The sequence below is a fragment of the Delftia sp. HK171 genome (assembly GCF_001886655.1).
GTDB classification, from domain to species: domain Bacteria; phylum Pseudomonadota; class Gammaproteobacteria; order Burkholderiales; family Burkholderiaceae_C; genus Comamonas; species Comamonas acidovorans.
On sequence record NZ_CP018101.1, the window covers coordinates 2,766,528 to 2,791,790 of the forward strand.

24 protein-coding genes are annotated in these 25,263 nt (G+C 63.1%); 23 read left to right on the forward strand and 1 reads right to left on the reverse strand.

What is annotated here, in order from left to right; translation table 11 throughout:
• The first annotated feature begins 70 nt into the window (after nt 1-70).
• From BO996_RS12580 to BO996_RS12630, 11 genes are all read left to right on the forward strand, one after another.
• On the forward strand, nt 71-823 hold the full coding sequence (locus BO996_RS12580) for a hypothetical protein (protein WP_071954913.1): 753 nt from the start codon (nt 71-73) through the stop codon (nt 821-823).
• The gene (locus BO996_RS12585) at nt 823-1,065 is read left to right on the forward strand and encodes a hypothetical protein (protein WP_071954914.1); all 243 of its coding nucleotides are present in this window, start codon (nt 823-825) and stop codon (nt 1,063-1,065) included. The genes BO996_RS12580 and BO996_RS12585 overlap by 1 nt, the downstream gene beginning before the upstream one ends.
• Before the next feature lie 6 nt (nt 1,066-1,071).
• The gene (locus BO996_RS12590; protein ID WP_071954915.1) at nt 1,072-2,673 is read left to right on the forward strand and encodes a phage portal protein; all 1,602 of its coding nucleotides are present in this window, start codon (nt 1,072-1,074) and stop codon (nt 2,671-2,673) included.
• Complete coding sequence (locus tag BO996_RS12595) at nt 2,670-2,981, forward strand: hypothetical protein (RefSeq protein ID WP_156897951.1); 312 nt, start codon at nt 2,670-2,672, stop codon at nt 2,979-2,981. Before BO996_RS12590 ends, BO996_RS12595 begins: the two co-directional genes overlap by 4 nt.
• A 4-nt stretch (nt 2,982-2,985) precedes the next feature.
• Nucleotides 2,986-4,341 carry a S49 family peptidase gene (locus BO996_RS12600; protein WP_071954917.1) on the forward strand — a complete coding sequence of 452 codons (1,356 nt, stop codon included), beginning with the start codon at nt 2,986-2,988 and terminating at the stop codon, nt 4,339-4,341.
• A 37-nt stretch (nt 4,342-4,378) separates the two neighbouring features.
• Complete coding sequence (locus BO996_RS12605; RefSeq protein WP_071954918.1) at nt 4,379-4,750, forward strand: capsid cement protein; 372 nt, start codon at nt 4,379-4,381, stop codon at nt 4,748-4,750.
• 36 nt (nt 4,751-4,786) lie between these two features.
• Nucleotides 4,787-5,728: a major capsid protein gene (locus BO996_RS12610; RefSeq protein ID WP_071954919.1), complete on the forward strand. Its 942-nt coding sequence runs from the start codon at nt 4,787-4,789 to the stop codon at nt 5,726-5,728.
• Nucleotides 5,729-5,733: 5 nt separating this feature from the next.
• Nucleotides 5,734-6,138: a DUF7210 family protein gene (locus BO996_RS29440; protein ID WP_198041286.1), complete on the forward strand. Its 405-nt coding sequence runs from the start codon at nt 5,734-5,736 to the stop codon at nt 6,136-6,138.
• A gap of 2 nt (nt 6,139-6,140) precedes the next feature.
• The gene (locus BO996_RS12620; RefSeq protein WP_071954920.1) at nt 6,141-6,476 is read left to right on the forward strand and encodes a hypothetical protein; all 336 of its coding nucleotides are present in this window, start codon (nt 6,141-6,143) and stop codon (nt 6,474-6,476) included.
• Nucleotides 6,473-6,934, forward strand: a complete 462-nt coding sequence (locus BO996_RS12625; protein ID WP_071954921.1) for a hypothetical protein — start codon at nt 6,473-6,475, stop codon at nt 6,932-6,934. Before BO996_RS12620 ends, BO996_RS12625 begins: the two co-directional genes overlap by 4 nt.
• Before the next feature lie 65 nt (nt 6,935-6,999).
• The gene (locus BO996_RS12630) at nt 7,000-7,776 is read left to right on the forward strand and encodes a hypothetical protein (RefSeq protein WP_071954922.1); all 777 of its coding nucleotides are present in this window, start codon (nt 7,000-7,002) and stop codon (nt 7,774-7,776) included.
• Here BO996_RS12630 and BO996_RS29050 read toward each other — a convergent pair whose 3' ends face one another.
• Complete coding sequence (locus tag BO996_RS29050; protein WP_128422740.1) at nt 7,777-7,959, reverse strand: hypothetical protein; 183 nt, start codon at nt 7,957-7,959, stop codon at nt 7,777-7,779. It lies immediately after the preceding gene.
• Nucleotides 7,960-7,981: 22 nt separating this feature from the next.
• On the opposite strand from BO996_RS29050, the gene BO996_RS12635 reads away from it, so the two are divergent.
• The 12 genes from BO996_RS12635 (at nt 7,982) to BO996_RS28770 (ending at nt 25,259) form a co-directional block, all read left to right on the forward strand.
• On the forward strand, nt 7,982-11,914 hold the full coding sequence (locus BO996_RS12635; RefSeq protein WP_071954923.1) for a tape measure protein: 3,933 nt from the start codon (nt 7,982-7,984) through the stop codon (nt 11,912-11,914).
• Between the two features lie 4 nt (nt 11,915-11,918).
• Nucleotides 11,919-12,338 (forward strand): hypothetical protein, encoded by a 420-nt coding sequence (locus BO996_RS12640; protein WP_071954924.1) that lies wholly within the window; start codon nt 11,919-11,921, stop codon nt 12,336-12,338.
• The gene (locus tag BO996_RS12645) at nt 12,335-14,197 is read left to right on the forward strand and encodes a hypothetical protein (protein WP_071954925.1); all 1,863 of its coding nucleotides are present in this window, start codon (nt 12,335-12,337) and stop codon (nt 14,195-14,197) included. Before BO996_RS12640 ends, BO996_RS12645 begins: the two co-directional genes overlap by 4 nt.
• A gap of 23 nt (nt 14,198-14,220) precedes the next feature.
• The gene (locus BO996_RS12650; protein WP_071954926.1) at nt 14,221-16,113 is read left to right on the forward strand and encodes a hypothetical protein; all 1,893 of its coding nucleotides are present in this window, start codon (nt 14,221-14,223) and stop codon (nt 16,111-16,113) included.
• 17 nt (nt 16,114-16,130) lie between these two features.
• Nucleotides 16,131-17,318 (forward strand): hypothetical protein, encoded by a 1,188-nt coding sequence (locus tag BO996_RS12655; RefSeq protein ID WP_071954927.1) that lies wholly within the window; start codon nt 16,131-16,133, stop codon nt 17,316-17,318.
• A gap of 32 nt (nt 17,319-17,350) precedes the next feature.
• Nucleotides 17,351-17,716 (forward strand): hypothetical protein, encoded by a 366-nt coding sequence (locus BO996_RS12660; protein ID WP_232240527.1) that lies wholly within the window; start codon nt 17,351-17,353, stop codon nt 17,714-17,716.
• Entirely contained in the window at nt 17,713-18,132 is a 420-nt protein-coding gene (locus BO996_RS12665; protein WP_071954929.1) for a hypothetical protein, read from the forward strand. Before BO996_RS12660 ends, BO996_RS12665 begins: the two co-directional genes overlap by 4 nt.
• 3 nt (nt 18,133-18,135) lie before the next feature.
• Entirely contained in the window at nt 18,136-20,031 is a 1,896-nt protein-coding gene (locus BO996_RS12670) for a hypothetical protein (RefSeq protein WP_071954930.1), read from the forward strand.
• Entirely contained in the window at nt 20,028-20,258 is a 231-nt protein-coding gene (locus BO996_RS12675; RefSeq protein ID WP_071954931.1) for a hypothetical protein, read from the forward strand. The genes BO996_RS12670 and BO996_RS12675 overlap by 4 nt, the downstream gene beginning before the upstream one ends.
• Before the next feature lie 77 nt (nt 20,259-20,335).
• Complete coding sequence (locus tag BO996_RS12680; RefSeq protein WP_071954932.1) at nt 20,336-21,331, forward strand: hypothetical protein; 996 nt, start codon at nt 20,336-20,338, stop codon at nt 21,329-21,331.
• Nucleotides 21,332-21,333: 2 nt separating this feature from the next.
• A complete protein-coding gene (locus BO996_RS12685; RefSeq protein ID WP_071954933.1) occupies nt 21,334-21,852 on the forward strand; it encodes a hypothetical protein in 519 nt (172 codons plus the stop codon).
• A gap of 113 nt (nt 21,853-21,965) precedes the next feature.
• The gene (locus tag BO996_RS28770) at nt 21,966-25,259 is read left to right on the forward strand and encodes an NACHT domain-containing protein (RefSeq protein WP_198041287.1); all 3,294 of its coding nucleotides are present in this window, start codon (nt 21,966-21,968) and stop codon (nt 25,257-25,259) included.
• Nucleotides 25,260-25,263: the final 4 nt, after the last annotated feature.

Below are 25,263 nucleotides of genomic sequence, written 5' to 3' on the forward strand. Positions count from 1 at the left end.
AGCAGCGAAAGTCGGTATCAGCCCCCGGTCTCCGAAAGGAGTCGGGGGCTTTGTTTTGGAGCTTCCATCCATGCTTTCCATCCACCGCACGGGCGCCTCGATCGCCGACGTGATCGCGTCCGTGCGCGGCGTGCCGTCGCGCATGATTCCCTATGCTGCGGCCACGGCGCTGACCCGCTGCGCCAAACAGGCGCAGACCGAGGATCTGCCGGCCGAGATGCGCAAGGTGTTCTCCAACCCGGTGCCCTACACGCTCAACGCGCTGCGCATCGAGCCCGCCACCAAGGACAACCTGGTGGCACGCGTGATGGTCAAGACGGGCGCCCATGCCCCGGGCGTGGCCCCGGAAAACTTCCTGTTCCCCGAAGTCGAGGGCGGCGTGCGCAAGCACAAGGGCCTGGAGATGGCCCTGCGCTACCAGGGCGTGCTGTCGCCCACGCAGTACGCCATGCCTGGCGCAGCGGCCAAGCTGGATGCCTACGGCAACGTCAGCGGCGCCCAGGTTCGCACCATCCTCAACGCCCTCAAGGGCATCCGTGCCGCCAGCTCCACGCGCGACCGTGCCACGGGTGCCAAGCTGCGCAAGGGCCGGCGCCTGGCCAATGACATGTTCGTGGGCCAGCCGCAGGGCGGTGGTCGGCCTGACGGCATCTGGCGGCGCGAGGGCAAGCGCCTGCGCGCCCTGTTCGTCTTCACCAGCAATGCGCCGGACTATTCGGTCCGGCTCGACTTCAGCGGCACCGTTCAGCGCGTGGCGCTGGAGCGTTTCCGTCCCGAGTTCGAGCGCGCGATTGCTGGCCTGCAATCCAAAGGATCTTGGTAATGACTGATGCCGCCACCGAACTGCAGCAGGAGCGGGAGCGCCTGCAGTCCTATCTCGACGCCGAGCAACGCATCCTGAATTCGCAGGAGTACATGATCGGCAACGGACAGACCGCCAGGCGCAATCGCCGCGCTGATCTCGAGCAGGTCCGCGCGGGCATCCAGCAGTGCCGCGCCAACATCGAGCGCCTGCAGGGCCTGGCCGGCCGCGTGCGCCGCGTCGTTTACCTGTCCCCCCGGTAAACCGCCATGGAACTCAATCTGCTTGACCGCGCGATTGCAGCGGTGGCTCCCGGCTGGGCGGCTGATAGGGCGCTGTCCCGCGCCAAGGTCCAGACGCTGGGAGCAATGCAGGCCATGGGCGGCGAGATGCCATCCGCCGGCTCTGCCTCTCCGCGCCGCTTCTGGAATCCGCGTCCCCGGGATGCCCGGTCGGACACGATGCGCCAACTGCCTTTCCAGCGTGGCGCGTCGCGCGAGCTTGCGCGCACCAGCCCCATCGCGGTGGGTGCCATCAACACCAACATCGACCGGGTCGTGGGCACGGGCCTGGCGCTCAGCGCGCAGCCGAATCTGGCGGTGTTGGGCTGGTCGCGCGACCGCGCTCTGGCGTGGAAAGCCAAGGTGCAGCAGGAATTCAGCCTGTGGGCCGACAGCACCGAGTGCGATATCGAGGGCAAGCAGAATTTCTACCAGCTGCAGGCGCTGGTCCTGCGGTCGGCGTTGGAAAGCGGCGATTGCTTCTCCCTTCTGCCTGATGGCGAACGCACGGCCACCCAGCCCTACGAGCTGCGCATCCAGGTGCTGGAAGCCGACCGCGTCGGCAACCCCGGCGGCAAGGCCGACAGTGACACCGAGTCCGGCGGCGTGCGCCTGAACGCTCACGGTGCACCAGAGGCCTACCACCTGTACGACAAGCACCCGGGCAGCGGCTTGCCAACAGCGGGTGGTGCATACAAGGGCGAATGGATCGAACGCCTGGGCCGCAGCGGTCGCCGCCGCATGCTGCACCACTTCCGCTGCCTTCGCCCGGGAATGCCCCGGGGCGTGCCTTACCTGGCGCCGATCATCGACTGCATCAAGCAGATCTCGCGCTACACCGAGGCCGAGATCATGGCCGCAGTGCTGACGGCCTACCTCACCGTGTTCATCGAGGCGCCTGGTGGCAGCGTTGCGCCGGTGTTCGATGGCTCCAGCGCGACTCAGAGCGAGGCGCCCGCGGATATCGCCCTGGGCATGGGCGCCGTGGTGGGCCTGGCGCCGGGTGAAAAAGCCAGCTTCGTCAACCCGGTGCGGCCCAACCCGAATTTCGAGCCCTTCATCCAGGCGGTCATCAAGCAGATGGGCGTCGCCCTGGGCATCCCCTTCGAGCTGCTGGTCAAGCAGTTCAACTCCAGCTATTCCGCCAGCAAGGCCGCGCTGCTGGATGCCTGGGTGTATTTCCGCAGCGTGCGCTACTGGCTGTCGCTGAGCTTTTGCCAGCCGGTGTTCGAGACCTGGCTGACCGAGGCGGTGGCGCGCGGCCGCGTGCCCGCGCCGGGTTTCTTTGCCGACCCGCTGCTGCGCTGGGCCTACACGCGTGCCGCCTGGCCGGGCGACAGCATGGGCAGCATCGATCCCAAGGCCGAGGTCGAGGCCTATGTCGAGGCCATCGACGCGCGGCTGATGACGCGCGAGCGCGCGGAGTGGGAGCTGTTCGGCAGCGGCTGGGACGAGACCTACGACCAGAAGCTGGCCGAGTACGAGCGCCTGGTCAAGGACGGAATGCTGCCCACCCCCAAGGCTGGCGCAGCGGCGCCCCAGCAACCCAAAGCAACCCCTCCGAAACAAGCCCCCCAGGAGCAGGAATGAGCACTGATCTCGCCCCCTTGACCGAGACCCACCACCGCCGCCGCATGGTGTTCGACCCGACGATCAACCTCGGTCACATGCTGACCTTCGTCGGCTTTCTGGTGGCCGGCTTTTCCGCGTACAGCACGCTGGACAAGCGCGTCAGCGTCACCGAGATCCAGGCCACCGTCGCCATCGAGCGCATGCGCGAGCAGGACTCGCGCATGAAAGAAACGCTGACGGACATCCGGCGCGACGTCAAGGATCTGCAGAAGTCCATGAACGATGTGAACCGCTACCTGAGCAGCGGGCCGAGCAGGGGAGGCTGACACCATGACGCTGCACGACATGATTCTTGGCGCCTGGGCCATCGAGCCGGGCATGCTGCGGGAGATCCAGGGTATCTACGCCATGCACCTGCGCGGCGAGAAGCTGGACCTTGACGCCATCGAGGCCCGGCTGGGCCGGCCGCTGGCGCACGAACAGCAGGAGTACGAGGTCTTGCCCGGCGGCGTGGCGCTGTTGAAGCTGTCCGGCGTGATGGCCCCCAAGGCCAACCTGTTCATGCGGGTGTCGGGCGGCATCAGCACCCGGCAGGCCACGCTGCAGATTGAAAGCGCCCTGGCAGACGCGCGGGTGCGCAGCATCGTCGTGGCGATGGACACGCCTGGCGGCAACGTGATCGGCGTGCCGGAGTTCGCCCAGGCCATACACGATGCCGGTGCCATCAAGCCGCTGGTCGTGCACGCCAGCGAGATGCTGCTGAGCGCGGGCATGTGGGCCGGCAGCGGCGCCAACGCCATCTTTGTCAGCGGCTCTGTCGTCAGCGTGGGCAGCATCGGCGTGGTGGTGGACCGCGAGTTCGATCCCTCGTCTCGCGTGCAGCAGGAAAGCATCACGGCGGGCAAATACAAGCGCTTGTCCAAGCCGAACGAGCCCCTGTCCGATGAGGCTCGGGCCGTTGTCCAGGCGGACGTGGACTACGTCTACACGCTTTTCGTGGACGACGTTGCGCGTTACCGGGGCGTCAGCGCCGAGCAAGTTCTGGAGCACATGGCCGATGGCCGCGTGTTCCGTGGCCAGCAGGCCATCGATGCGGGGTTGGTGGACGGTGTCTCCACCCTCGACGCATTGCTGGACCGCATGGCCGCAGATCCCACTGAGTTCGCGTCGCGCCGCAAGGCCGTGATCAAGAAGCCGGTGGCCCCGTCAGCAAGCGCCGGTGCTGCGCCCAAAGACAAAACCTCAACCCGTGATCCAAAGGAAACATCAATGTCCGATCCCATCACGCGTGCGTCTTTCGAGCAGGACCACGCCCCCATTTTCGCGGCCATCAAGGCCGAGTTCATCGTTCTGGGCGCCACCCAGGAGCGCGACCGCATCAAGGCGGTCCTCGCCGTGGGCGAGGGCCTGCCCGGCCACGAGGAGCTGCTGCAGGGCCTGGCCTTCGATGGCAAGACCTCGGCCGCCGACGCCAGCCTGGCGGTGCTGGGTGCAGAGAAGGCGCTGCGTGCTGCTGCCATTGAGGCTCACAAGCAGGATGCGCCGCCGGCCGCCAAGGGTAGCGCCGCCCCGGCCGACAAGGGCGAAAAGACCAGGGTGCAGCAGATCGAAGAGGCCAAGACCCTGGCGAAGGAGAAGGGCATCAGCTTCGTCGCCGCGCTCAAGGAACTGGGCTACGCCAGCTGAGCGCCCGAATCGTCAACCCCCTCACCAGGAGCACAACATGCCCTCCGGGAACATTTCCACTCTCACCCTCACCGTGGTGGCGAGCGCCGCCGTCTCGGCCGAACGCTTCGTCACGCAGTCCGGCGGCTATCCCGTCGCCGGCGGCGTTGCCTTCGGCGTTACGCGCACCAGCGCAGCCCAGGCGGGCGATCTGCTGCCCGTCGATGTGCAGGGCACCTCCATCGTCGAGGCGGGCGCTGCCATCTCTCTGGACGCAGCCCTCATGGTCGACGCGCAGGGCCGTGTCGTGCCCTTGACCGTGGGCAGCAAGAGCCCCGTGGCCCGGGCGCTCGGCGTAGCTGCCGCAGCAGGCGAGCGCATCGAGGTGCTGCTGGTTCCGTCCGCCGGCCTGGTCAGCGCTGCCGCCTGATCCATCCCATCCCTGAATCATTCTCTGGAGAAACTCATGCCGCAACCCAACCTTTCCGATCTCCGCGTCGTCGATCCCATCCTCACCGAGGTGGCGCGGGGCTACGGCTCGCCGAATGCCAAGATCGCCAGCATCCTGTTTCCCGTCGTGCAGGTCGGCCAGCGAGCCGGCACCATCCTGGTTTTCGGCCCTGAAAGCTTTCGCCTGGTGAACACGGCACGTGCGCCTGGTGCGAACACCAAGCGCATCCAGCTGGGCTATGCCAAGGGCAAGTACTCGCTGGTGGACCACCGCCTGGAAGGCCAGGTGCCCATCGAGAATGAAGAGGAAGCCCAGGCCGTGCCCGGCATCGACATGGGCGCCATGGCGGTCAACACGGTGCAGGACGTGATGGCGAATGAGCGCGAGAAGCTCGCAGCCGATCTGGCGCGCAACCCTGCCAACTACCCCACGGAGAACAAGACGGCCTTGTCCGGCTCCAGCAAGTGGACCGACCCCAACAGCAACCCGGCCGAGGATCTCAACGAGGCCAAAGAAGTGATCCGCAAGAAGATCGGCAAGAAGCCCAATGTCATGACCCTCGGCCCCCGGGTGTTGTCGGCGCTGCGCAACCACCCCAAGATCCTGGACCGCATCAGCGTGACGGTGGACCGTGTGCCGGCGACCATCGAGCAGCTGCAGCGCCTGCTGGAGATCGATCGCATCGTCGAAGGCGAAGCCACCTACTACGAGGACGGTGGCTTCAAGGACATGTGGGGCCTGGACGCCATCCTGGCTTACACCACGCCGGCCTCCATGCAACAGCGCGGATCTCCCAACTACGGCTACACCTACCAGCTCAAGGACCGCCCCCAGGTCGAAGAGCCGTACTTCGGCAAGAACGAGCAGACCTGGTACTACCCTGTCTGCGACGCCTACAGCCCCGAGCTGGTCGGCGCCACGGCGGGTTTCCTGTTCCAGGGCGCGGCAGCAGCGTAACGGCCATGCCGAAATACACCGTACTGTCACCCGTCAAGCATGACGGGAAGCGCCACAACGTGGACAGCACCATCACGCTCAAGGCCGACGAGGGCGCGGCCCTGGTCGCGCTGGGCGTGCTGGAAGACCCGGCGATCGACGCGGCCCGTGCTGCAGCCGAGAAGGCTGAAGCCGAGCGTCTGGCCGCTGAGAAGGCGGCAACCGAGAGGGCCGAAGCCGAGCGCCTGGCTGCCGAGAAGGTAGCGGCCGAGCAGGCCGAAGCCGAGCGTCTGGCCGCTGAGAAGGCAGCAGCCGAGAGGGCCGAAGCCGAGCGCCTGGCTGCTGAGAAGGCGGCAGCCGAGAAGGCCGAAGCCGAGCGCCTGGCCGCTGAAAAGGCAGCAGCCGAGCAGGCCAAGGGCGGAAAGGCCTGACCATGCTGGACCTCGACCGCGACCTGCGCGAGGTGTTCTACGGCGACGACTTCGCCCTGACGTTCTCCATCGAGCGCCAGGGTGCAGTCGTGGGCTCGGCCGCAGGGATTCTCGGCGTCATGGACGACGAGGCCTTGGATGGCCGGGTCTTCGCTGCAGAGCGCACGCTGCGGCTGCCTTCCATCCACGGCCTGCATGAGCGCGATGTGCTGATCATGCTGGCCGATGAGCCCACTATCGGCGTGCGGATCGGTGACCGTTTCCGCGTACTGGCCGAGCCGAAGCGCGTCAACGATGGATCTGAGATGGAGGCGCTGCTGGGCAGCGTGCAGCCATGAGCCAGCCCCATCCTGACGTGCTGCGCTATGGCGCGCCTTTCGTGATCGGACGCACCGTCTACCAGGCGCTGCAGGCCGCACCAGGTCTGCAGGGTGCTGTGCTGCGCGACAACCCCTTGGCCGCTGCCGACCTGAAGGCGGGCGGGCGGGTGCTGTTCGTGGAGGACCAGGCGGACAAGCCCAGGGGCGACCAGCCCGGCCAGCGTTCCCGACGCTCCTACGGATTCTCCCTCGGTGTCATCAGCCGGGTGGAAGCCGCACGCGAGCAGGCCCATGGCGACTACCGCGTCGCCAAGCGGGCCGTGCTCGAGTGCATGCCGCTGCTCACGCGGATGGGCATCGAGATCGAGGGCGGCGGCATGGCCGAGGGCGAGGTGCGCTACCAGCTCGAAAACATCGACGTGGGCGGCGCCCTGGTGCTGGGCCTGTTCACGCTCGCCTACCGCGATCCGACATAGGCGCCGGATCGACTCAGCAGATTGCCCGCCTCGCGCGGGTTTTGTTTTTTTGGAAGGAAATCACCATGTCTACTACAGCACGCGCCATCCTGGCTGGCGGCCTTGTCTCGCTGAACCCGTGGAACACGGCCACTTTGGCCTATGACGGGTTCGGGCCGTCGCTGGATGCCGACAAGTTCGAGATCAAGCCCAATTTCGAGGAGAAGGTCTCTGAATCCCGGTCGCACCTCGACTATGGCCAGGCCCGGGCCTCGGTGGTGTTGCCCAAGCCCACCGAGATCACTATCGAGCTGTCGGCCGCCAGCACGACCGCAATGGCGATGCAGTTCCAGGGCCTGGTCGCGAAGCTCACCCAGGGCGCCGGCACGATCACCGCTCAAGAAATGACGATCAGCGCCGTGGGCGTCTGGTTGTCGGTGGGCAAGCGCAACCTGGTGGAGCAGGGGTTCTCTCTCGCCCCCGATGGCGCAGGCGATCCATTTGTCCTTGGCACCCACTACGAGGTCAATTGGCTGCGCGGGGAGATCCGTGTTCTTGCGGTCGACGGCGCGCCGGGCAAGAACGATGTGGTGAAGCTGACCGCGACGTACCAGGCTGTCGACGGCAAGAAGATCCTGGGCGGGCGTGTCACCCAGGTGCGTTGCCAGGCGCGCTTCGATGGAAAGAACATGGTCGACGGGTCGCCTGTCGAAGCGGACGTCCACGAATGCGTGCTGGGCGCCAACAGCGGTTTCGACTTCCTGGGCTCGGACTACTCAGCCATCACGCTGACCGGGAAGATCGTCACGCCGCCCGGAAAGACCGAGGGCTACGAGGTCCGTCTCCCGACCGCAGGCGACTGATCAGCGGCGCGGTGCAGACGTCTGTACCGCGCCCATCAGCAGCAGCACCGGCCATCCCACCACCACGGTGGCGATGGCCCCGGCGCCGATCGCCATCAGGCGCTCGGAATCCAGCCACAGGCCCAGCAGGGCTAGCGGCAATCCCGCGCACACCAGTGCGATGCACCAGATCAATCCTCTCATCACCTGACCTCTGAGCGCCAACATGGCAGACCCAAAGATCAAATATGACATCGAAGCCGCCGTCAAGGGAGAGGCCGATGCCGAGCAACTGGCGAAGACGCTGCGAGATGTCGGGGATGTGCTCGAGGGCGACCTGCAAAAAAGCGCGCAGGACGCGGCCCAGGCCCTGGAGGCGTTGGGAGCCAAGCAACGGGCGCTAAGCGAATTTGGCCGGCTGCGCACCGAAACGCAGGCCCTGTCGCTGGCCTTCGAGAAGACTGTGACCACGGTGGACCGCCTGGGCAACGAAGTGCAGGATGCCGCAGGCAAGGCCCAGACTCTGGCTGCAGCCGAAAAGACTGCGGCAGCGGCAACCCAGCAGGCCCAGGCAGATCTGCAGCGCAAGCGCGATGCGCTGAAGGCTGTGCGTGACGAAACCACCAGTACGGCCCGGCGCACCGACGATTACCGTGCTACCGTCAACGGACTGAAAGAGGGCATCAAGGCTGCGACGAACGAGCTGAAGGCCCAGCAGACCGGCCAGCGTGAGGCAGCCCAGGCCGCCACAGCAGCGCAGAACGCAGAAGCTGCCCTGCGCAAGGAATACGACCTGGCCATTGGCAGCGCTGCGAGGTTGTCGAGCGAACTGCGCGTCAAGAACGGCGCCTTGGCATCGGTGCGGGACCAGATGCAGGCCGTGGGCCTGAGCACCACGAACCTGGCAGCGCAGGAGCGTAATCTGCAGGGCGCCGTGCAACAGGTCCGCGAAGCGGTCACGGCCATGGCGCCAGCCTACCAGCAGGCCGCCGCGGCATCCTCCCAGTCTACCCAGGTGCAGGCCGCGAACCAGCGCACGCTGCGCGAGGGAATGTCCTCGATCAGCACGCAGCTGCAGCGCATCCAGCAGATCGCCACGGTTGCTATCGGGGGCGGCTACTTCGGGGGGCTGATAAAAGACGTTGCTGCGACGGCCGACGAATTCAAGAACCTCGAGGCCCGTGTAAAGCTCGCCACCGGCGAAGGCCCCTTGTTCGAGAAGTCCTTCGGGGGCGTGCAGCGCGTGGCCCTTGCGACCAATAGCTCGCTGGAAGAAACCGGCAACCTGTTCGCGCGTCTGACCAAGGCGTCACAGGAAGGCGGCATGGCCGCAGCTGCGGCGCAAGAGCGCGCGCTGCGCTTGACTACCACCATCAACCAGACCACACAGCTGTCGGGCGGCGCCGCTGAGTCCGCCAAGGCGGCACTCACACAGCTGATTCAAGGCTTGCAGTCAGGTGTGCTGCGGGGCGAAGAATTCAACTCGGTCATGGAGCAGGCTCCCCGCCTGGCCGAAGCATTGTCCAAGGGGCTGGGCGTCACCACGGCCGAGCTGCGGGAGATGGCAGGGCAGGGCGCCCTGACGGCGGAAACTGTGATGAAGGCCTTGGAAGGCCAGGCAGATGTAGTGGCGCGCGAGTATGGCAAGCTGCCTCCCACCGTGGGACGTGCTTTGCAGAACCTCTCCACGCAGTGGACACTGTACGTGGGCGCGGCCGACAAGGGCCTGATCAGCAGCGCGAACGCGGCCAAGGTCATCGACGCCCTGGCCGGCAATCTTGACATCCTGGTCAACACGCTGACGGCGGCCGGCAAGGTCTGGGGCGCCATGCAGATTGCCAAGATCTCCGAATGGTTCGCGGGCTGGGCGGCCAAGACGCTGGCGGCCACGCAGGCGGTCGAGGCCAACAGCGTGGCTACAACCGCGAACACGGCTGCGCACCGCGCCAATGCCATTGCGGTGAACGCCAGTGCGGCGGCCCAGGCGGCAAACGCCACGGCCTCGGCTGCCAGTACGGCGGCACAGGCTGCGAATGCCAAGTCCTGGGCAGGGTTCGGCGATGCCCTCAAGGGTGTCAGCGTGTCGCAGGCCGAGCTGCAGCGCCAGGCCGCCCGCAGCACTGCCGCATTGACCACGGCGGCGGCCGCGAAGGGCGCCCTGGGGGCCGCCGCAACGGCCGCCACTGGCAAGGTCGGGCTGCTTGGACGGGGCATAGGGGCTGTCACGGGGTTTCTGGGCGGCCCTGTGGGATTGGCTGTTTCCGTCGTCGCTTTCTTGCCTGAGCTGAAGAAGCTCGGCACGTGGATGGGCGAAACGGCTGCCAAGGTCATGGGGCACAGCGATGCGCTCAAGGAAAACGAAGCGCAGACCCGCCTGGCCGAGGAGGCTGCCAGGCAGCATGCCGAGGCCCTGCGCCGCCAAGCCGTGGCCCTGGAGGAGGTGCGCAACCGCAGCTTCGATCTGAACAAGGAGTCGACGGGCCTGATTGGCCAGTTCGACAAGCTGCGCAAGGAGGGCGATACGGCGGCCGAGGCCATCTCCAAGATCGGCAAGGATTTCGATCTGGGGTCGGCTCCGGGCATCCGCAATGCCTCGGCCGTGCTCGACAAGCTGGTCGCGGACGGCAAGCTCAGTGCGAGCGAGTTCCAGGGCGCCTGGGCCAAGGCACTCGAGGGCCAGGATCTCATGAAGTTCGAGATCCTGGCGCGCCAGGCCTTCGCCAGTGCGGGGAGCGATGCCAGGAAGCTGGGCAAGCAGATCGAGGAGGCCATTCAGGCCGGTGCCTCCGAGGAAGTGGTCAATGCCCTGCGCCAACGCCTGCAGGGCGCCCTGGCGGCGGCCACGCGCGAGGGTGAGCGCGTGGCCGAGATGATGGACAACGTCCTGCGCGCCGCCGTGCAGCGCACGGGGCTGGAGTTCACCGCCCTGGAGGGCGGCATTGGCAAGGCGTCGCGCAGCGCGCTGAATGATCTTGATGTCGTGATTCGGGGCCTCGATCGTCTCAAGCAGCAGGGCATTGACACCGGCCGCGTGCTCGAGGCCAGCCTGGTCAAGGCTATCAACACCGCCGACAGCCAGAAGGCCCTCGACGAGGTGCGCGTGCGCGTCGAGCAGCTGCGCAAGGTCTTGGGCGACAAGGTGGCGGACGGACTCCTCGACCAGGCGAAGACCAAGGCGCTGGAATTGTCCGATGCCCTGGACAAGGCCAAGCCAGGCATCAACAGCCTGCGCGAGGCCATGAAGGCGCTGGGCATCACCTCAGATGAGGCGCTCAAGCAAGTGGCGAGCAGCTCGCGATCTGCCTATGAATTCATGGTGGCCTCCGGCAAGGCCAGTGCCCGGGAATTGAGCGAAGGCTTCAAGAAGGCGGCCGAAGACGCGATCGCCGCCAACAAGGGCATTGCGCCCGAATGGGTCAAGTCCATGGCTGCGGTGCGCGGCTTCAAGATCGAGGTGGACGAGACAGGACGGGCCACGCTCAAGGCCATGGGGGACTTGCGCCGCTCCACGGATGACGCGGGCGACTCCTTCAAGAAGCTGGGCCGCACGGCGGCCGAGGTGCTGCGCAGCATGGGCATCGAGGCAGACAAGGTCTCCGACAAGGTCCAGCAACTGGTCAAGCAGGGGCAGATGCTGAGCGCAGCCTTCCAGCAGCGTCAGGACAACCGCAACCGCGAGGTCGACGACTCCAAGTACATGAACAGGGGCACGACCGCTGCCCAGGATCTTGTGCCCACGTTCAACAGCCGGGAGGAGGCCGAGGCCTGGAAACAGGCATGGCTGGAGCAGTACGAGCGTGACAACCCGTTCCGTACAACGGCCGGGCAGTTGGGCAACTACATGCGCGATCTCACCATGTTCGAGTTCGACCGGGAACTTGACGCGCTGAAGATCCGCGAAGCCATGGAGACCGCCAAGAAGAAGGCCGAAGGCGAGGTTGGTGGCGGCGGTACTGGCGGCGGTGGGCAAGGAGGCGGCGGTGGTGGCGAAGGTGGCGAAGGTGGTGGTGGGCGCATCGACCGCATCGTGAACATCTACATCGGCAACAGCATGGCCTACCCCGTTCCCACAAACCTGACTGGCCAACAGTCCATCGAGGCGCTGGCCCGCGAGGTGCTGCGCGTGATCGAGCAGCAAAAGATCCAGTTGGGAGCCTGACCTCATGAGCATTTATTTGTCCAACGGCGCCCAGGTGCTGGAGCTGCCGCGTGACCTGATCTGGGTGGATGAGCTGACCTGGTCGAAGGTCGCCCAGAAGACCGAGCGCGGCATCTTCGGCACGCTGATCATCGATGCCATGGCCCGCAACGGGGGGCAGCCGATCACGCTGCAGGGCGATGGCAACAGCGCCTGGATCTCGCGCGCCACGCTGCGCACGCTCAAGGCCTGGTCCGCCATTCCCGGGCTGCGCATGAGGCTGCGCATCCTGGCCGATGAATTCGAGGTCGTCTTCGACCACGGTGATGCCGAGCAGACCCGCGCCATGGCGATGCAGTCGGTCATCGAATACAGCGATCCCGAAGACGAAGACTACTACTGCAGCCTTGTGCTGCGCTTTATCGAAGCGAGCGAAACCCTATGACCATCAAAGACGGCGACATCCGCCTGCTCGAATCCAAAGTGATGACCGATGACGCCAACGGTGGCGGCGGCCCCACTGGCAATGTCATCCCCTGGGGCAAGAGCAATGGCGTCTTCGAGGACATCACCGAGGTCGACCGTGCTGGCGGCGACGTGTCCATCCGCCAGGTGCACGCGGCCGTGCAAACGCCCACCACCGAGCCGCTGATGGACACCAACATCATCGTCTCGGCCGTGCCCAACGACCCCAATGTGTCCATCACCATCGCGCCCTGCGGCGTCTTCGCACGCCGTTCGGAAATCGCCGCAGCCATCGCGGCCTACCTCATCCCGGGCACGGAGTGGGGTGGCTACCTGCTGGAGAACCACGTCCAGGGACAGGCCTCCATCAAGATTTTTCATCGGCCGGGCACGCCAGCGCCGACCATCGGCCGCACGCTGATCCTCGTCTACAACGAGGGCCTGGCCAGCCAGTTGCTGCAGTACGTGCGCGTGCTGCGCGCCGAGACCGAGACCCTGCAGTTTTCGTATTCCAGCAGCGGCGGCTACACGGACTACACGGCCAGCGTCACCACGTGCGAGATCACCCCCCGGCTGCGCAGCGCCTTCCCCGGCTCGCCTCCCAACCGTGGCTGGTCGATGGACCCCAGCAAGACCCGCATCCGGGACACCACCGTCGCGGACGCGGCCAGCTTTTATGGCGCCCAGCCCCTGACGGCAGCTGTGCAGCTGGGTGAGAGCATGCTGCGTGTTGCCAGCATCTACACCCAACTCGTGCCCAACTCCCGCACCGAGACTGCGGCCCTGGACCAGCGCCCGGCTGGCGTGCGGCAGCTGGTGCTCGCTACCTCGCCGCGCGAGATCCGCGTGCCCAACGCGCCGCACACGCGGCGCATCAAGGTGGGCCAGGAAAACCGCAGTTTCAGCTGGGTGGCCATCCTCAAGCCGTTCCCGGCGCCAAACACCCTGGTCATCTCCTTCCAGGTCATGGGCGTCTGGTACACCGCATCTGACAACGGCCAGGGCGAGCTGACGGGCTCGGCCGTGGGCACGGTCAACTACGCGAACGGCTCGGTGTCCGTGACGCTGCCTGCGCTGCCCGACGTGAGCAGCTCCATCATCTTCCAATGGGGCGAGGCCTCGGCCTTCGTCAACCGTTCCAGCGCCACGGGCTGGCGGCTGCCCGAGCACGCCATGCGCCTGCCTCACCAGGGCATCAAACCCGGCACGCTGGTCATCAAATGGACTTCGGGCGGCGTGCTGCGCACGGCCACGGACAACGGCCATGGCGCGCTGCAGGGCGCGGCCACGGGCGAGATCAACTACGCCTCGGCCGCGCTGCTGCTGCGCCCGCAATTCATGATCGACGCGGGCGGGCAGTTCGCCATCGAGTACGACTACGCGGTCATCGTCAGCAAGAACGTGGTGGTCACTCCTGATGCGGGCGGCTTTGGGGCCATCAGCCTGGACACGGTGCCGGCGCCCGGCACCGTGGCGGTCGCCTGGGTCAGCGTGCGCAATGTCTCGGCCAGCTCCGGGGCCAGCTCGAGCGGCACCTCGGCTGCCAAGGACGGCGGCAACGGCAAATTCAGTTACCTGCCCCAGGTGCCGCCGGCGCCTGCCCCCGTCGTCACCTCGCGCGTGCCGCTGTCCGATGGCTCGACCACGGGCAAGTACATGGCCCAGGGCGGCACGCGCGCCAGCGGCGGGACCGTCTACATCGAGGTCGGCGCCACCAGCTCGCCCACCGGCAATCACTACGTGCCACCCGATGCAGCGGGCGTGGTCTGGACGGATGCCGAGTACGCGGCGGGCGTCAAGTCCATCGGCGGCGTCGAATACCGGCGCTGGGGCGCCTGACATCAACAAGGGAGAGCACAACCATGGCAGGCGTATCCGCAGGCATCGTCACACAGACCACCCAGACAACGGCCACCACCTCATCGAGCCACAGCCGCACCAGCTACCAGACCAGCAAGACCCAGGACACCGTGCGCCACCTGCTGACAGATGACGGCCAGGGCTCGTTCGGCCCGGACGGAACTATCAACTATCCCGGCAAATTCCTGAACATCCGCTTCCTGCAGCTCAACAGCAAGACCGAGGGCTACAACAGCGACTACGAGAACGCCAAGAGCTTCGAGACCACGTCCATGAGCGGCGCCGGCAGCGATCCGGGCTCGTTTTCCAACACGGCCAAAGGGGGTGACCGCAGCGACACCTCCGTCAGCGAAGAGCTGCTGGCCGGCAGCACGGTGACCGTGACCTACGCCGAGGACTTCGCCAGTGCCCAGCACCATGTCATGAATTTCACGCCCGAGCCCGTGGTGCTGGACCTGTGCCCCTACACCACCGACTACATCGTGCCGGGCAGCGTGCGGTTTCGGTGGATGGGCCATGTCTACGAGGATTACGACGGCGTGCTGGTGCGCGACCGCACGCCCACGGCGCTGGGCATCGTGGCCGGCGCGCTGGACTACTCCAGCGGCGTGGCCCGCATCTTCGACTATCTCGTCGACGGCCCGGCCACGGACCTGGTGGTCGAGAGCCTGTGGACCGTGCGCCAGAACTGGACCACGGCCAGCATCTTCATGCGCACGGCCGCCGCGCCCATCAAGCCCAGCGGCTTTGTCATGAACCTGTCCGATGCCACGGGCGAGCAGATCACGGCCTCGGCCGGCATCGACGGCGTGATCTCGGGAACGCACCTGCGCGGCAAGATCGACTACCAGAGCGGTGTGGTCGAGCTGCAGTTCGGTGACTATGTGCTGGACACCTCGCTGACCGCTGCCCAGAAGGCCGAATGGTGGTATTCGGCCGATGACATCGGCGCCGTGCAGCCGAACCGCATCTGGCGCCCCTGGCCGGTGGACCCGACCACGCTGCGCTACAACAGCGTCAGCTATTTCTACCTGCCGCTGGACGCGGACGTTATCGGCCTGGACCCCGTGCGGCTGCCCCCCGATGGCCGCGTGCCTATCTTCCGCGTGGGCAGCTACATCGTGATCGGCCACACCGGGACGGTCGGCCCGGTCACCGTGACCAACGGCCAGGTCATCAACTGCGGCCGCGTGCGGCTCTCCCGTGCCTATGTCCTCGGCGCCGATGGCCAGCGCATCCAGCAGGGCTGGAGCGTGGATCTGGAGGCCGGCAAGATCACCGTCAGCGACATCACGGGCTGGTCCCAGCCCGTGACCTTCCAGCACCGTATCGAAGAGATGGCCCGCGTCAGCGATGTGCAGATCAACGGCATGTTGGCCATCACCAAGCAACTGAGCCATGAGTTTCCCGTGGGCAGCGTGGTTTCCAGCGCGCTGATGGCCGGCACGCTGCGCGCCCGTGTCAGCCTGATGTTTGACCAGACCACCTGGACCAACAAATGGCAGGACACGGTCGATGGTCCCGAGGCCCTGGCCAGCTACAACGACACCATCGCACCCCTGGTCGTCACCAATGCCGGCGCGCTGCCCGAGCGCTGGATGTGCCGCTTCTTGAGCGCAACGACCTTCGAGTTCATCGGCGAGCACGTTGGCAACCTGGGCACGGGCTCCACCAACGTGGATTTCGCGCCCATTAACCCGATCAGCGGCGTGCCCTACATCACCATCCGCGCCCTCGGCTGGGGCCAGGGCTGGAGCGCGGGCAACGTGCTGCGCATCAACACCGAGGGCGGTATTGCCCCGCATGCCCTCATCCGCACCGTGCAGCCCAGCGAGGCTGTGGCCGACGACTACCAGTTCGAGCACCTGGTGCGCGGCAGCGTCGACCGTCCCTGATTTTTTGGAGATCACCCATGGCATCCCTCGTTGATACCAGCGTCAAGCACTTTCTCTCAACCATGTACGGCGCGCCCGTGCAAAACGGCCAGGTCGGCAGCAAGATCGCCGTGCTTGATGCCTGCCTGGTCACTGGCTTCGGTCTGCGCGCGGCCACGCGCATCACGGTGGCGGCTGGCGTGGCCACGGTGGAGTTTTCCGTGGGCGCATCGCAGCCGCCCACGCCCGACAGCGTGCTGCTGATCGCCGGCGCCGCGCAGGCCCTGCTCAACGGAGAGCAGCGCGTGACCGAGTCGGCCAGCGGCGTGTTCAAGTTCCGCACGGCCGCGCCCGACAGCGTGGACAACGGCACGGGCATCACCTTCAAGTTCGCGGCGCTGGGCTGGGCCAAACCGTTTTCTGGGACCAACCAGGCCGTGTATCGCTCCACCGATCCGCAGAGCTTGGGCATGTACCTCTATGTCGATGACCGCACCACGACCGCAGCACTGTTGCGCGGCTATGAAAGCATGTCGGCCATCGATACCGGGACCGGCCCTTTTCCCAGCCTCGCTCAGCGTGCCGATGGCTGCTGGTGGGCCAAGAGTGCCTCGGCCAATGCCAACCCTGCGCGCTGGCTGATTGCGGGAGACAGCCGGTTCTTTGTTGATAACACGGCGCCGGCTTCATCATCCACTGCGACCAGCACGGCAGGCGGGACGAGAGCCTTTGGCGATCTGTTGGCGCTGCGCCGGACGGGGGATGCATACGCCTGTCTTCTCAGTGGCGGCACGTCCCAATCAAATGTGACCGGGGCGCCCTACAACGGCAGTATCGATATTGCTTCCGGCGGTTGGTATTTTTTGCCAAGGGCTGTGACAGGTTTGGGCGGCAGCGTGGCCCCCGATCTCAGGAGCTACGCGGGAGCCGCGAGCGCAGGTTCTGGGGCCGACTCCGGGCTGGGGGTTTTTCCGAGCGAAGTGGACGGTGAGCTGAAGCTTACGCAGCTGTACTTGAACAATGCCCCCAGCACCAATAACACCCCGCGAGCGGTTGTCCCCGGATACCGCTATGTGCCGCAGTCGCAGGTCGCCCAGTATTTCGAGCGTGACTCGACCCTGATCGAGGCGGCAAGCGCCCGCCGCCTGCTGGCACTTCCGTATTCTGGCTCTACTGGTGCTCCAACCGGCTACGGCTTCATCGACATCACGGGGCCTTGGCGCTAAGGGCTATGGCTGAGCTGTCATATCCAACCAGCTTGCTCCAGCCCACGGCAGTCGTGGGCGTGGGCGGGCGAGAAATCTATCGGGGCGCTTATATGGTCCAGCGGCCCGGGGCGAGTCAACTGGACTACGTGCTGGGCGGCAACGGCCTGGGGCGCGTGCGTGGCCGCACCGTCGAGCAGGAAGACAAGAACAGTCCCAAGGTGCCCGTCTCGCGCCGTGTGCGGCTGTACCGCGACCGCGACGGCCTGCTGATCCGCGAGGCGTGGAGCAACGCCCAGGGAGAGTACGACTTCCAGCGCATCGACAGCACCACCGCATACACGGTCCTGAGCTACGACCATGAGGGTGACTTCCGCGCCGTGGTGGCCGACCGCGTCACGCCGGAGGCCATGCCATGACACTGCGCGGCGTTGAAATCACCATGGCCGCGAACGAGGCCCGCCTGCGGGGCCTGCGCGACCTGCTGCTGGACGTGGGCTCGGGCACGGCCTGCGTGCGGTTCTTCGCGGATGCCGAGCGGCCGGCCTTCGGCGAGGCCTCGGGCCTGCCCATGCTGGTAGAGCTGCCGCTGGCCAGGCCCTGCGGAGAGATCGTGGCCGGCCGGCTGCGGCTGCTGGCCCGCGATGCAGCAGGCGCCATGATCCTCGAGTCCGGCATTGCGACCTGGGGCCGCATCGTGTCGGCGGCGGGCGCGCTGGTCATGGATGTGGATGTGTCAGCCGAGGGCGGCGACGGTCAGATCCAGATCCCCGACAGCACGCAGCTGTATGCCGGCGGCTATCTCACGCTGGCCCCGACCAGCTACATCGAGTAGCCCATGGCGATCATCGAGCTGATCTTCCGCCGCCCGCCAGCCGGTGGTTCGCCCAACGAGCTGGTGTTCGGCAATGAGGACGATTCGGGCTCGGGGCAGGACGCGGTCGCGCGGGCGGCCATCCGCCTGCCAGGCTCCCGCGTGGGCATCAGTGCCCTGCGGCGCAAGACAGCTGCCACAGCCATACGGTTGCCGGGCGCGCAGGTCGCGCTCGGCGCGGTCTACCAGACGCGCACCGACCGGCCGGCCGTGGGCGGCTCACTGTCGGACTTCCAAGAGGCCGCAGCTGCGCGCGGCGCCCTGGTGTCTGTCTTCCAGCAGTCGGCCGTGGCCAGCAGCACCACGCGCATTGGTGGCGGGCAGGCCATGGCTGCCGGCACGGCCACGGTACACCGCTGGCAGGACTCGCTGCGCCTGCGCCTGGACGCGCGCCAGGGCATGGGCAACGCCCTGGCCGTGGCCGGCATCACCGCCCAGGCCTGGCAGGAAGCCATCCGCGTGCACCTGACCACGCGCCAGGGCATGGACAACGCCCTGGCCGCCCAGGCCACTGTGCTGCAGCGATTCCAGGAAGCCATCCGCGTGCGCCGCGCCACCGTGCAGGCCTTCGGCGATTGCCTGCAGCGTGGCGCTTGGCACACCAGCAGCATGGGCGACGCCCTGCAGCTGGCCGTGGTCATGGGTGGCGCGCGGTATCAGGACGCCATGGTGCCGCCGCCGGGCATCACGCCTGGGCGGCCGGTCGATCCGCCCAAGCCATCGCCGTGCTATGTGCCGCCGCCTGGGGGCGCGGTCGAGCTGGTTTTTTCGCAGGCCTGGACGGGCAGCACCGAGCTGGTCTTTTTCTGCTGCAAGGGCGGCGTCAACCCCGAGCCGCCGCGCTATGTCATTCCGCTATTGAGGGTCTACATGACTGTCCACACCATTGATGCGGTGCTGCTGCCCAGCTTGGAGCGCGTGCCGCTGCAAACCATCAGCATCACCACCAACGACGACGAGTACGGCTGGACGATGACGGCCTCGGGCAAGCTTTCGCTGCTGGACCAACTGGCGCCCCGGCAGGGCGTTCCGCAGCAGATCCGCGTCACCATCGATGGCATCCAGTGGGTGTTTCTGATCGACCCGCCATCGCGCACGCGCAAGTTTGGCGAGCACGCTGTGCAGCTCACCGGCCGCAGCATCACCTCGGTGCTTTCCGCGCCTGCGTTTGCGGATACGGACTGGACCAGCGCCGTGCCGCGAACCGCGCAGCAGCTGGTGCTCGATGCGCTCGACCTCACGGGCATCGGCCTGGACTGGCAGATCGACGACTGGCTGGTGCCCGAGAATGTGTGGAGCCACAGCGGTACGCCGTTGTCGGTGGCTCAGCGGATCGCAGAGGCTGCCGGCGCCGTGGTGCGCAGCCACAGGTCGGAGCCCCGGCTGCAGATCGCACCCCGTTTCCCCCATCTTCCATGGGCCTGGGCCGGCGCGCCTGCAGACGTTGTCATGCCTGGGCAGATCATCACCGCCGACAGCCTGCAGCCGGCCCAGGCGGCCCACTTCAATGCCGTCTACATCGCTGGCACGGCGCCGGGTCGCCCGTTGGGCCATGTCACGCGTGCAGGCTCTGCAGGCGACCGACTCGCCCCGCAGATCACAGATTCGCTGATCACCGAAGTCGTTGCGGCCCGGATGCGCGGGCAATCCGTGCTTGCCGTGTCGGCGATCACGCACCAGCAGCCCATCACGGTGCCTCTGCTCACAGGCGGCACCCGGCCTGGGCTGATCCTGCCCGGCTACCTGATCGAAGTGCAGGAGCCTGATGAGACCTGGCGGGGCCTGGTGCGCGGCATCACGCTCTCGGTCGATGCGCCGTCCATCCGTCAGGCCCTCGACGTCGAAAGGTCCATCGCATGATCATCAATCTCTTCCGCCGCCTGCAGCGGCTGCAAACCGAGCCACCAGCCCTCTATGCCACCCTGGTGGCACGCATCGGTGCCACGGCCCGCGTGGAGTTTCCCGGTGGTGGCACATCCATCGTCAACAACCCTCTGGCGATCGAGGCTGGCACGCCCGTATTCGTGCGCGATGGCGCAGTTACCGGGCCAGCCCCGGACCTCGTCTACACCCGGATCGACGTCTAGATCCGCGCCACTTTTCAGCGCCCGCCGCGTGGCAACACCGGCGGGCTTTTTTGTGTCTCGAAGAAATGGAGTCCCCTGTGAATCCCCTCAAGCGTTGGCGGTGGTGGGCCGTGCTGGCCCTGCCCCTGGCTGTGATCGTCATCAACTCCCTCGGCCCCAACGGCTGGCGCGAGCCCGTGGTGCGTCTGCTGTGGCTGTCGTGGACCGCCGTGGCGGTGGCCGTGGCGCTCAGTGCTTCCAAGGCCATGGCCGACTATGCCCACGGCCGCGATGCTTGGATCAAGGCCCTCGAGCATCCCATCGGTGCCGGCCTGGCCTTCCTTGCGCTGTGCGTACTGCGTGGCGCCATGGTCGTGGCCATCGTCTGGGCATCGATGACTCAGTTTGCCCAGGCGGGGGAGGTGCCGGCGCGCCAGCCCGCTGGCCTGGCCCGGGCCGAGGGCATGGCGCCGATGATCGTCGATGAGATCAACGCCCATTGGCCCAAGATCCCCCGCCGCAGCTACCTGGGTGCGCTGTTCGAGCAGGAGTCCTGCCGATCGCTCACGCACTCCATGTGCTGGTCCTCGACCGCACGTCTCAAGACCTCGCGGGAAGAGGGCGGTGGCCTGGCCCAGCTCACGCGGGCCTGGACCAAGACCGGCGCGCTGCGCTTCGACTCGCTCGACGAAGTGCGGCGCATGGCCCCTTCTGCCCTCGAGGATCTGGATTGGCAGTCGGTCTACGAGCGGCCCGAGCTGAGCGTGCGCGCGGCCATCATCAAGCTGCGCGGCTGCGATGCTCGCCTGCAGGCGCTGTCGCCGGACCTCGATGCGCTGGTGCGCGTGGCCTTCTGCGACGCGGCCTACAACGGCGGCTGGAGCCACCTACAGCAGGACCGGCAACTGTGCACGCTGCAGCGGGGTTGCGACGCCGACCAGTGGTTCGGCCACGTCGAGCTGCACAGCGTCAAGAGCCGCGAGAAGTGGCAGGGCTACGGTCAAAGCGCCTACGACATCAACCGCGAGCATGTGCGAAACACCGTGCCGTTGCATTCCCGGCGCATGAAGTACTTGCCGTGGCTGGGGGTGTAGCCATGCTCGAAGCCATCAAGTCCAAGGCCTGGCAGGCGGGCGCCCTGGTGCTGGCCGTGCTGCTGGCCCTGCAGACTTGGCGCCTGCATGCCGAGCAGCTCGCTCACCAGCGCCTGATCACGGCCCAGGCCCAGCAAGTGGCCGGCCAGGCCGTCGCGGGCCTGACCCTGGAGCGAAAGCTCGCTACCGCCGAATCCATCCACGCAACACAAACCCAGGAGGCATCCGATGCATTCACCCAGGCCCGCCCTGCGCGCGACGCTGTTGTGCGCGCTGATCTCGACCGTGTTGAGCGGCTGCGCCTCGCAGCCGAACGCAGCGCAGCTACAGCCCGCGCGCAAGCCCAGGCCAACGCCGCTGCCGGCCGCGATCTTGCAGATCGATACAGCGCCCTCGCGCAGCACGTTGCAAGCGGGGCAGCAGTGGTTGCGGGACTCCGAGCGGATCTTGCAAGACGAGATGAAGAAGTTGTACTTCTGAGAAGGCAAGTAGATACGGATAGAAGTCTGTTTTCTCAATGATGAGTTGAGTGATTAGATGTGTTTGTTGAATGTTTGATTGTGGTATAGAATGGTTTCTATTTGTATCGGTTTGTTTAAATTTATCTCCTAGAAGAATTGGAAATGGAATAGTTATGGGAATGCTAGAAGTTTTGACAATTAATTTTGGACCATCTCTGATGAAGGTGGTTTCGAAGTTATGGCTAAAGGACGTGCCTTTTATTGAAGAGGCTACTGACTGTGTGAATGATGTGTTGAAGGGGAAGATTGAAAAATTCGCAACTCGTAGATCAACTGAACAATTGTTTGATAATTTACAAGACGAGATTGCAAAGAGATTGAGCGATACTATTGCTGTTGAGTTTGGAGATATCCCGGAAGGCGACAAAATAGCAGCAATATTAAGTGTTAAGGAGATTTTTGATTCGCTTGACCTGAGCGAGGAAATGGCTAGGACTGATCTTGATGCTAGTCGATTGCAGCAATCCGCAAGATTGAAGTCGGATAATTATTTTAATCTTTTGGGGGAAAAGGGTAAAGGTATTGCCGACCTTGTATTGGATGAGTCTTGCGCATATATAGTATCGCTTGCCGGAAAATTACCAGATTTCCAGATCGCTGCCACTCGTGAATTATTAAAGCGCACTAGTGTTTTGCAGGCTGAGCTTAGTGCTGTGCTTGATGGCGTCATGAAGATGCGAGACGGCCAAAAAAACGACGTATCGAAAGTGCAAGCCAGCTTTGAGACTAGCTATCGTCGGACCGTTGTTTTCAAATTGGATCGTCTACATTTGTTTGGGCTTCGTTTGATTGGTGCGGGGGCTCGAGATTATGAGCTTTCAATTGCCTATGTAACATTGACATCGAGTACCGGTGATGGTCTACGTAGTGGCAATATTGACGAATACCTGCCAAATATGAGGCGTGTACTGATTCGTGGTGAAGCCGGATCAGGAAAGACGACTTTAATGCAATGGTTGGCAGTGCGGGCTGCGAAAAGGGATTTTGTTGGGGCTTTAGAGCATTGGAATGAATATATGCCAATTTATCTAAAGTTAAGAGATTATGCGGACGGAGTATTTCCTAATCCGGAAAAATTTATTGAATCGATTGCTCCTAGTTCACATGGTTTAATGCCGGCTGGATGGGTTCATCATATACTGAGAAAATCAGCACTTTTGATTATTGATGGAGTTGATGAAATTCCAGCAGCCAAGCGGGAAGATTTTTTTGATTGGATTAATGAATTGTCGCATTCATTTGAAGATGCCGTGATCGTAGTAAGCTCTCGACCGGCAGCATTGGATGCTGAGAAAAATAGTAGTACTTTGGCTAAAAGATTAGGGAGATTGAAATTTGAGTCTCTTACGCTGGAGCCCATGAGTCTACATGATAGTGAGAACTTGATTTCTCATTGGCATACCGCAGTAGGGCGCGACCTGCAAGGAGAAGAGGTTCAGAAAAAATTAGAGCAATACGATCTCTCTTTAAGAAAAAGTATAAGGGAGCGACCTGCTATTGCGAGCTTGGCTTCTAACCCCCTAATGTGCGCGATGATCTGTGCTCTTAATTGGGATAGGCAGCAAGAATTACCAAGTAAGCGAATGGAGCTTTATAAGTTAGCATTGGAAATGCTATTGCACACTCGAGAAGCTGAGCGGAAGATATCTGCGGTGAATCTCGCTAAGATTGGGCCTAAGGCGAAAGAAGAGTTGCTCGAGGGGCTTGCCTACTGGATGCTTCGAAACGGTTATAGTGAAGCTGCTCAAAATGAGGTTGTAATTCAGATTGAGATTTTAATAAAAAGATTGCCGGCTGTTGATGAGAATCCTTCTGAGATACTACAGGAGTTGCTTGAAAGAAGTGGGGTTCTAAGACAGCCGCAACACGGTGTTATAGATTTCATCCACCGGACGTTTTTGGAATACATGGCGGCAAGCGCAGCTGTGAAGCAAGGTGATATTGGGGTATTAGTCGAGCGTGCGCAAGAGGAAAGCTGGCGTGAGACAATCGTATTTGCTGCTGGGCATGCGGAGGGGGTGGTAAGAGACAAGCTTATTGGTGAATTATTAAAGAAGCCATTATTAAGATTTAATAAGAAAGTACGGGAGGCTGATGTTACAACTGTCTGTTGCCTTGAAACAGCATCGGCTAGTTTGGATCCTGAACTTCTCGGGCGCCTTAAAGAGAAAAGCAAGGCCCTCTTTCCTCCTAAAGATTTTGCAAGTGCTCGATTACTCGGGCCTGCTGCGGCGCTTGAGCCTACTCTATTAATGGGGCATAACGAAAAAGGGGAGCAGGCTATAGCTTCATGCATTCGGTGTGCTGGTATGGTCGCTGGAAATGAAATGCTTTCAGTGATTGGCAGTTATGCTCACATTAATTCATCTGCTGTTGCAGAAGAGCTGCTTCAAGCGTGGCCAATGTTCGAGTTCAACACTTATGTTGAGTGCGTCATAAAAAAGATGCCATTTTTTATCAGGCTAGGGTTCGATCTGGATGAGAATGATCTTGAGATCTTTTATTGCTTGCAGTTTTTGATTATTCGTGACAGTGGTCGAATAAATATTTTACAGATTTCAGAAAAATTAGAGCTATTCTTTCGTGAGGGAATTTTGTTGGTCGGCGGCCAAGGACGGTATGAAGGGGGAGGGCTAACAAGAGTTGCTGAAGACATGATTGTCATGATCGCTGACGGGAAAAATAGACTAAGAATTTATAAGAAATTTACGATGGCTGATGCAGAACGAATTGCTGCTTTGAAATCTATTAAGAGATTGGTGATTGATAGTTTTGCTGAGCCGGAGGTGTTGTCTGTGTTGGCAGGTTTGCCAAATTTGAAAGATATTACTGTCAATAACTCCATGAATCTCAGTCACATTGTTGAAATGAAGAATCTTACCGATTTGAAAATTAACGTGATGACAGGCTTCTATGAAGATTTAATGTTCGATTCTGATTTGGTATTTTTAAATAAATGTCCCGGTATTAAAAGATTGACAATTGAGGGTGTTGGGAAAAAATCTTCTAGCATAAATTTTAGTCGTTCAATTATTTATATTGAAGAGTTGAATTTATTAAATTTCCCATTGAATTTCGGGGATAGATTTCCCTTGCTTTCTAAATTATCTGTTTTGAGTAATTTTACATATGATGAAGATTTGAGGTATGATGGTCTTCAGAGTCTTGAATACCTTGCTTTAGACTTAAAAGGTGATTCGGATAAAAATTTAACTATTGTATTGCCTGAATCTCTGATTGAGTTTAAAGTTAATAAATTTAGTAGATTCACAATTAGGAACATACATGATATAAAAAAAATGAGGGTTGTTGAGCTTTATTCAGTTAACTCTGAGGATAAACCTTCCATCTTGAAATTGTTTCAATCGGGGGTAGACGTTTTGCTTAAATCTGGTAACGGATTATAAATTT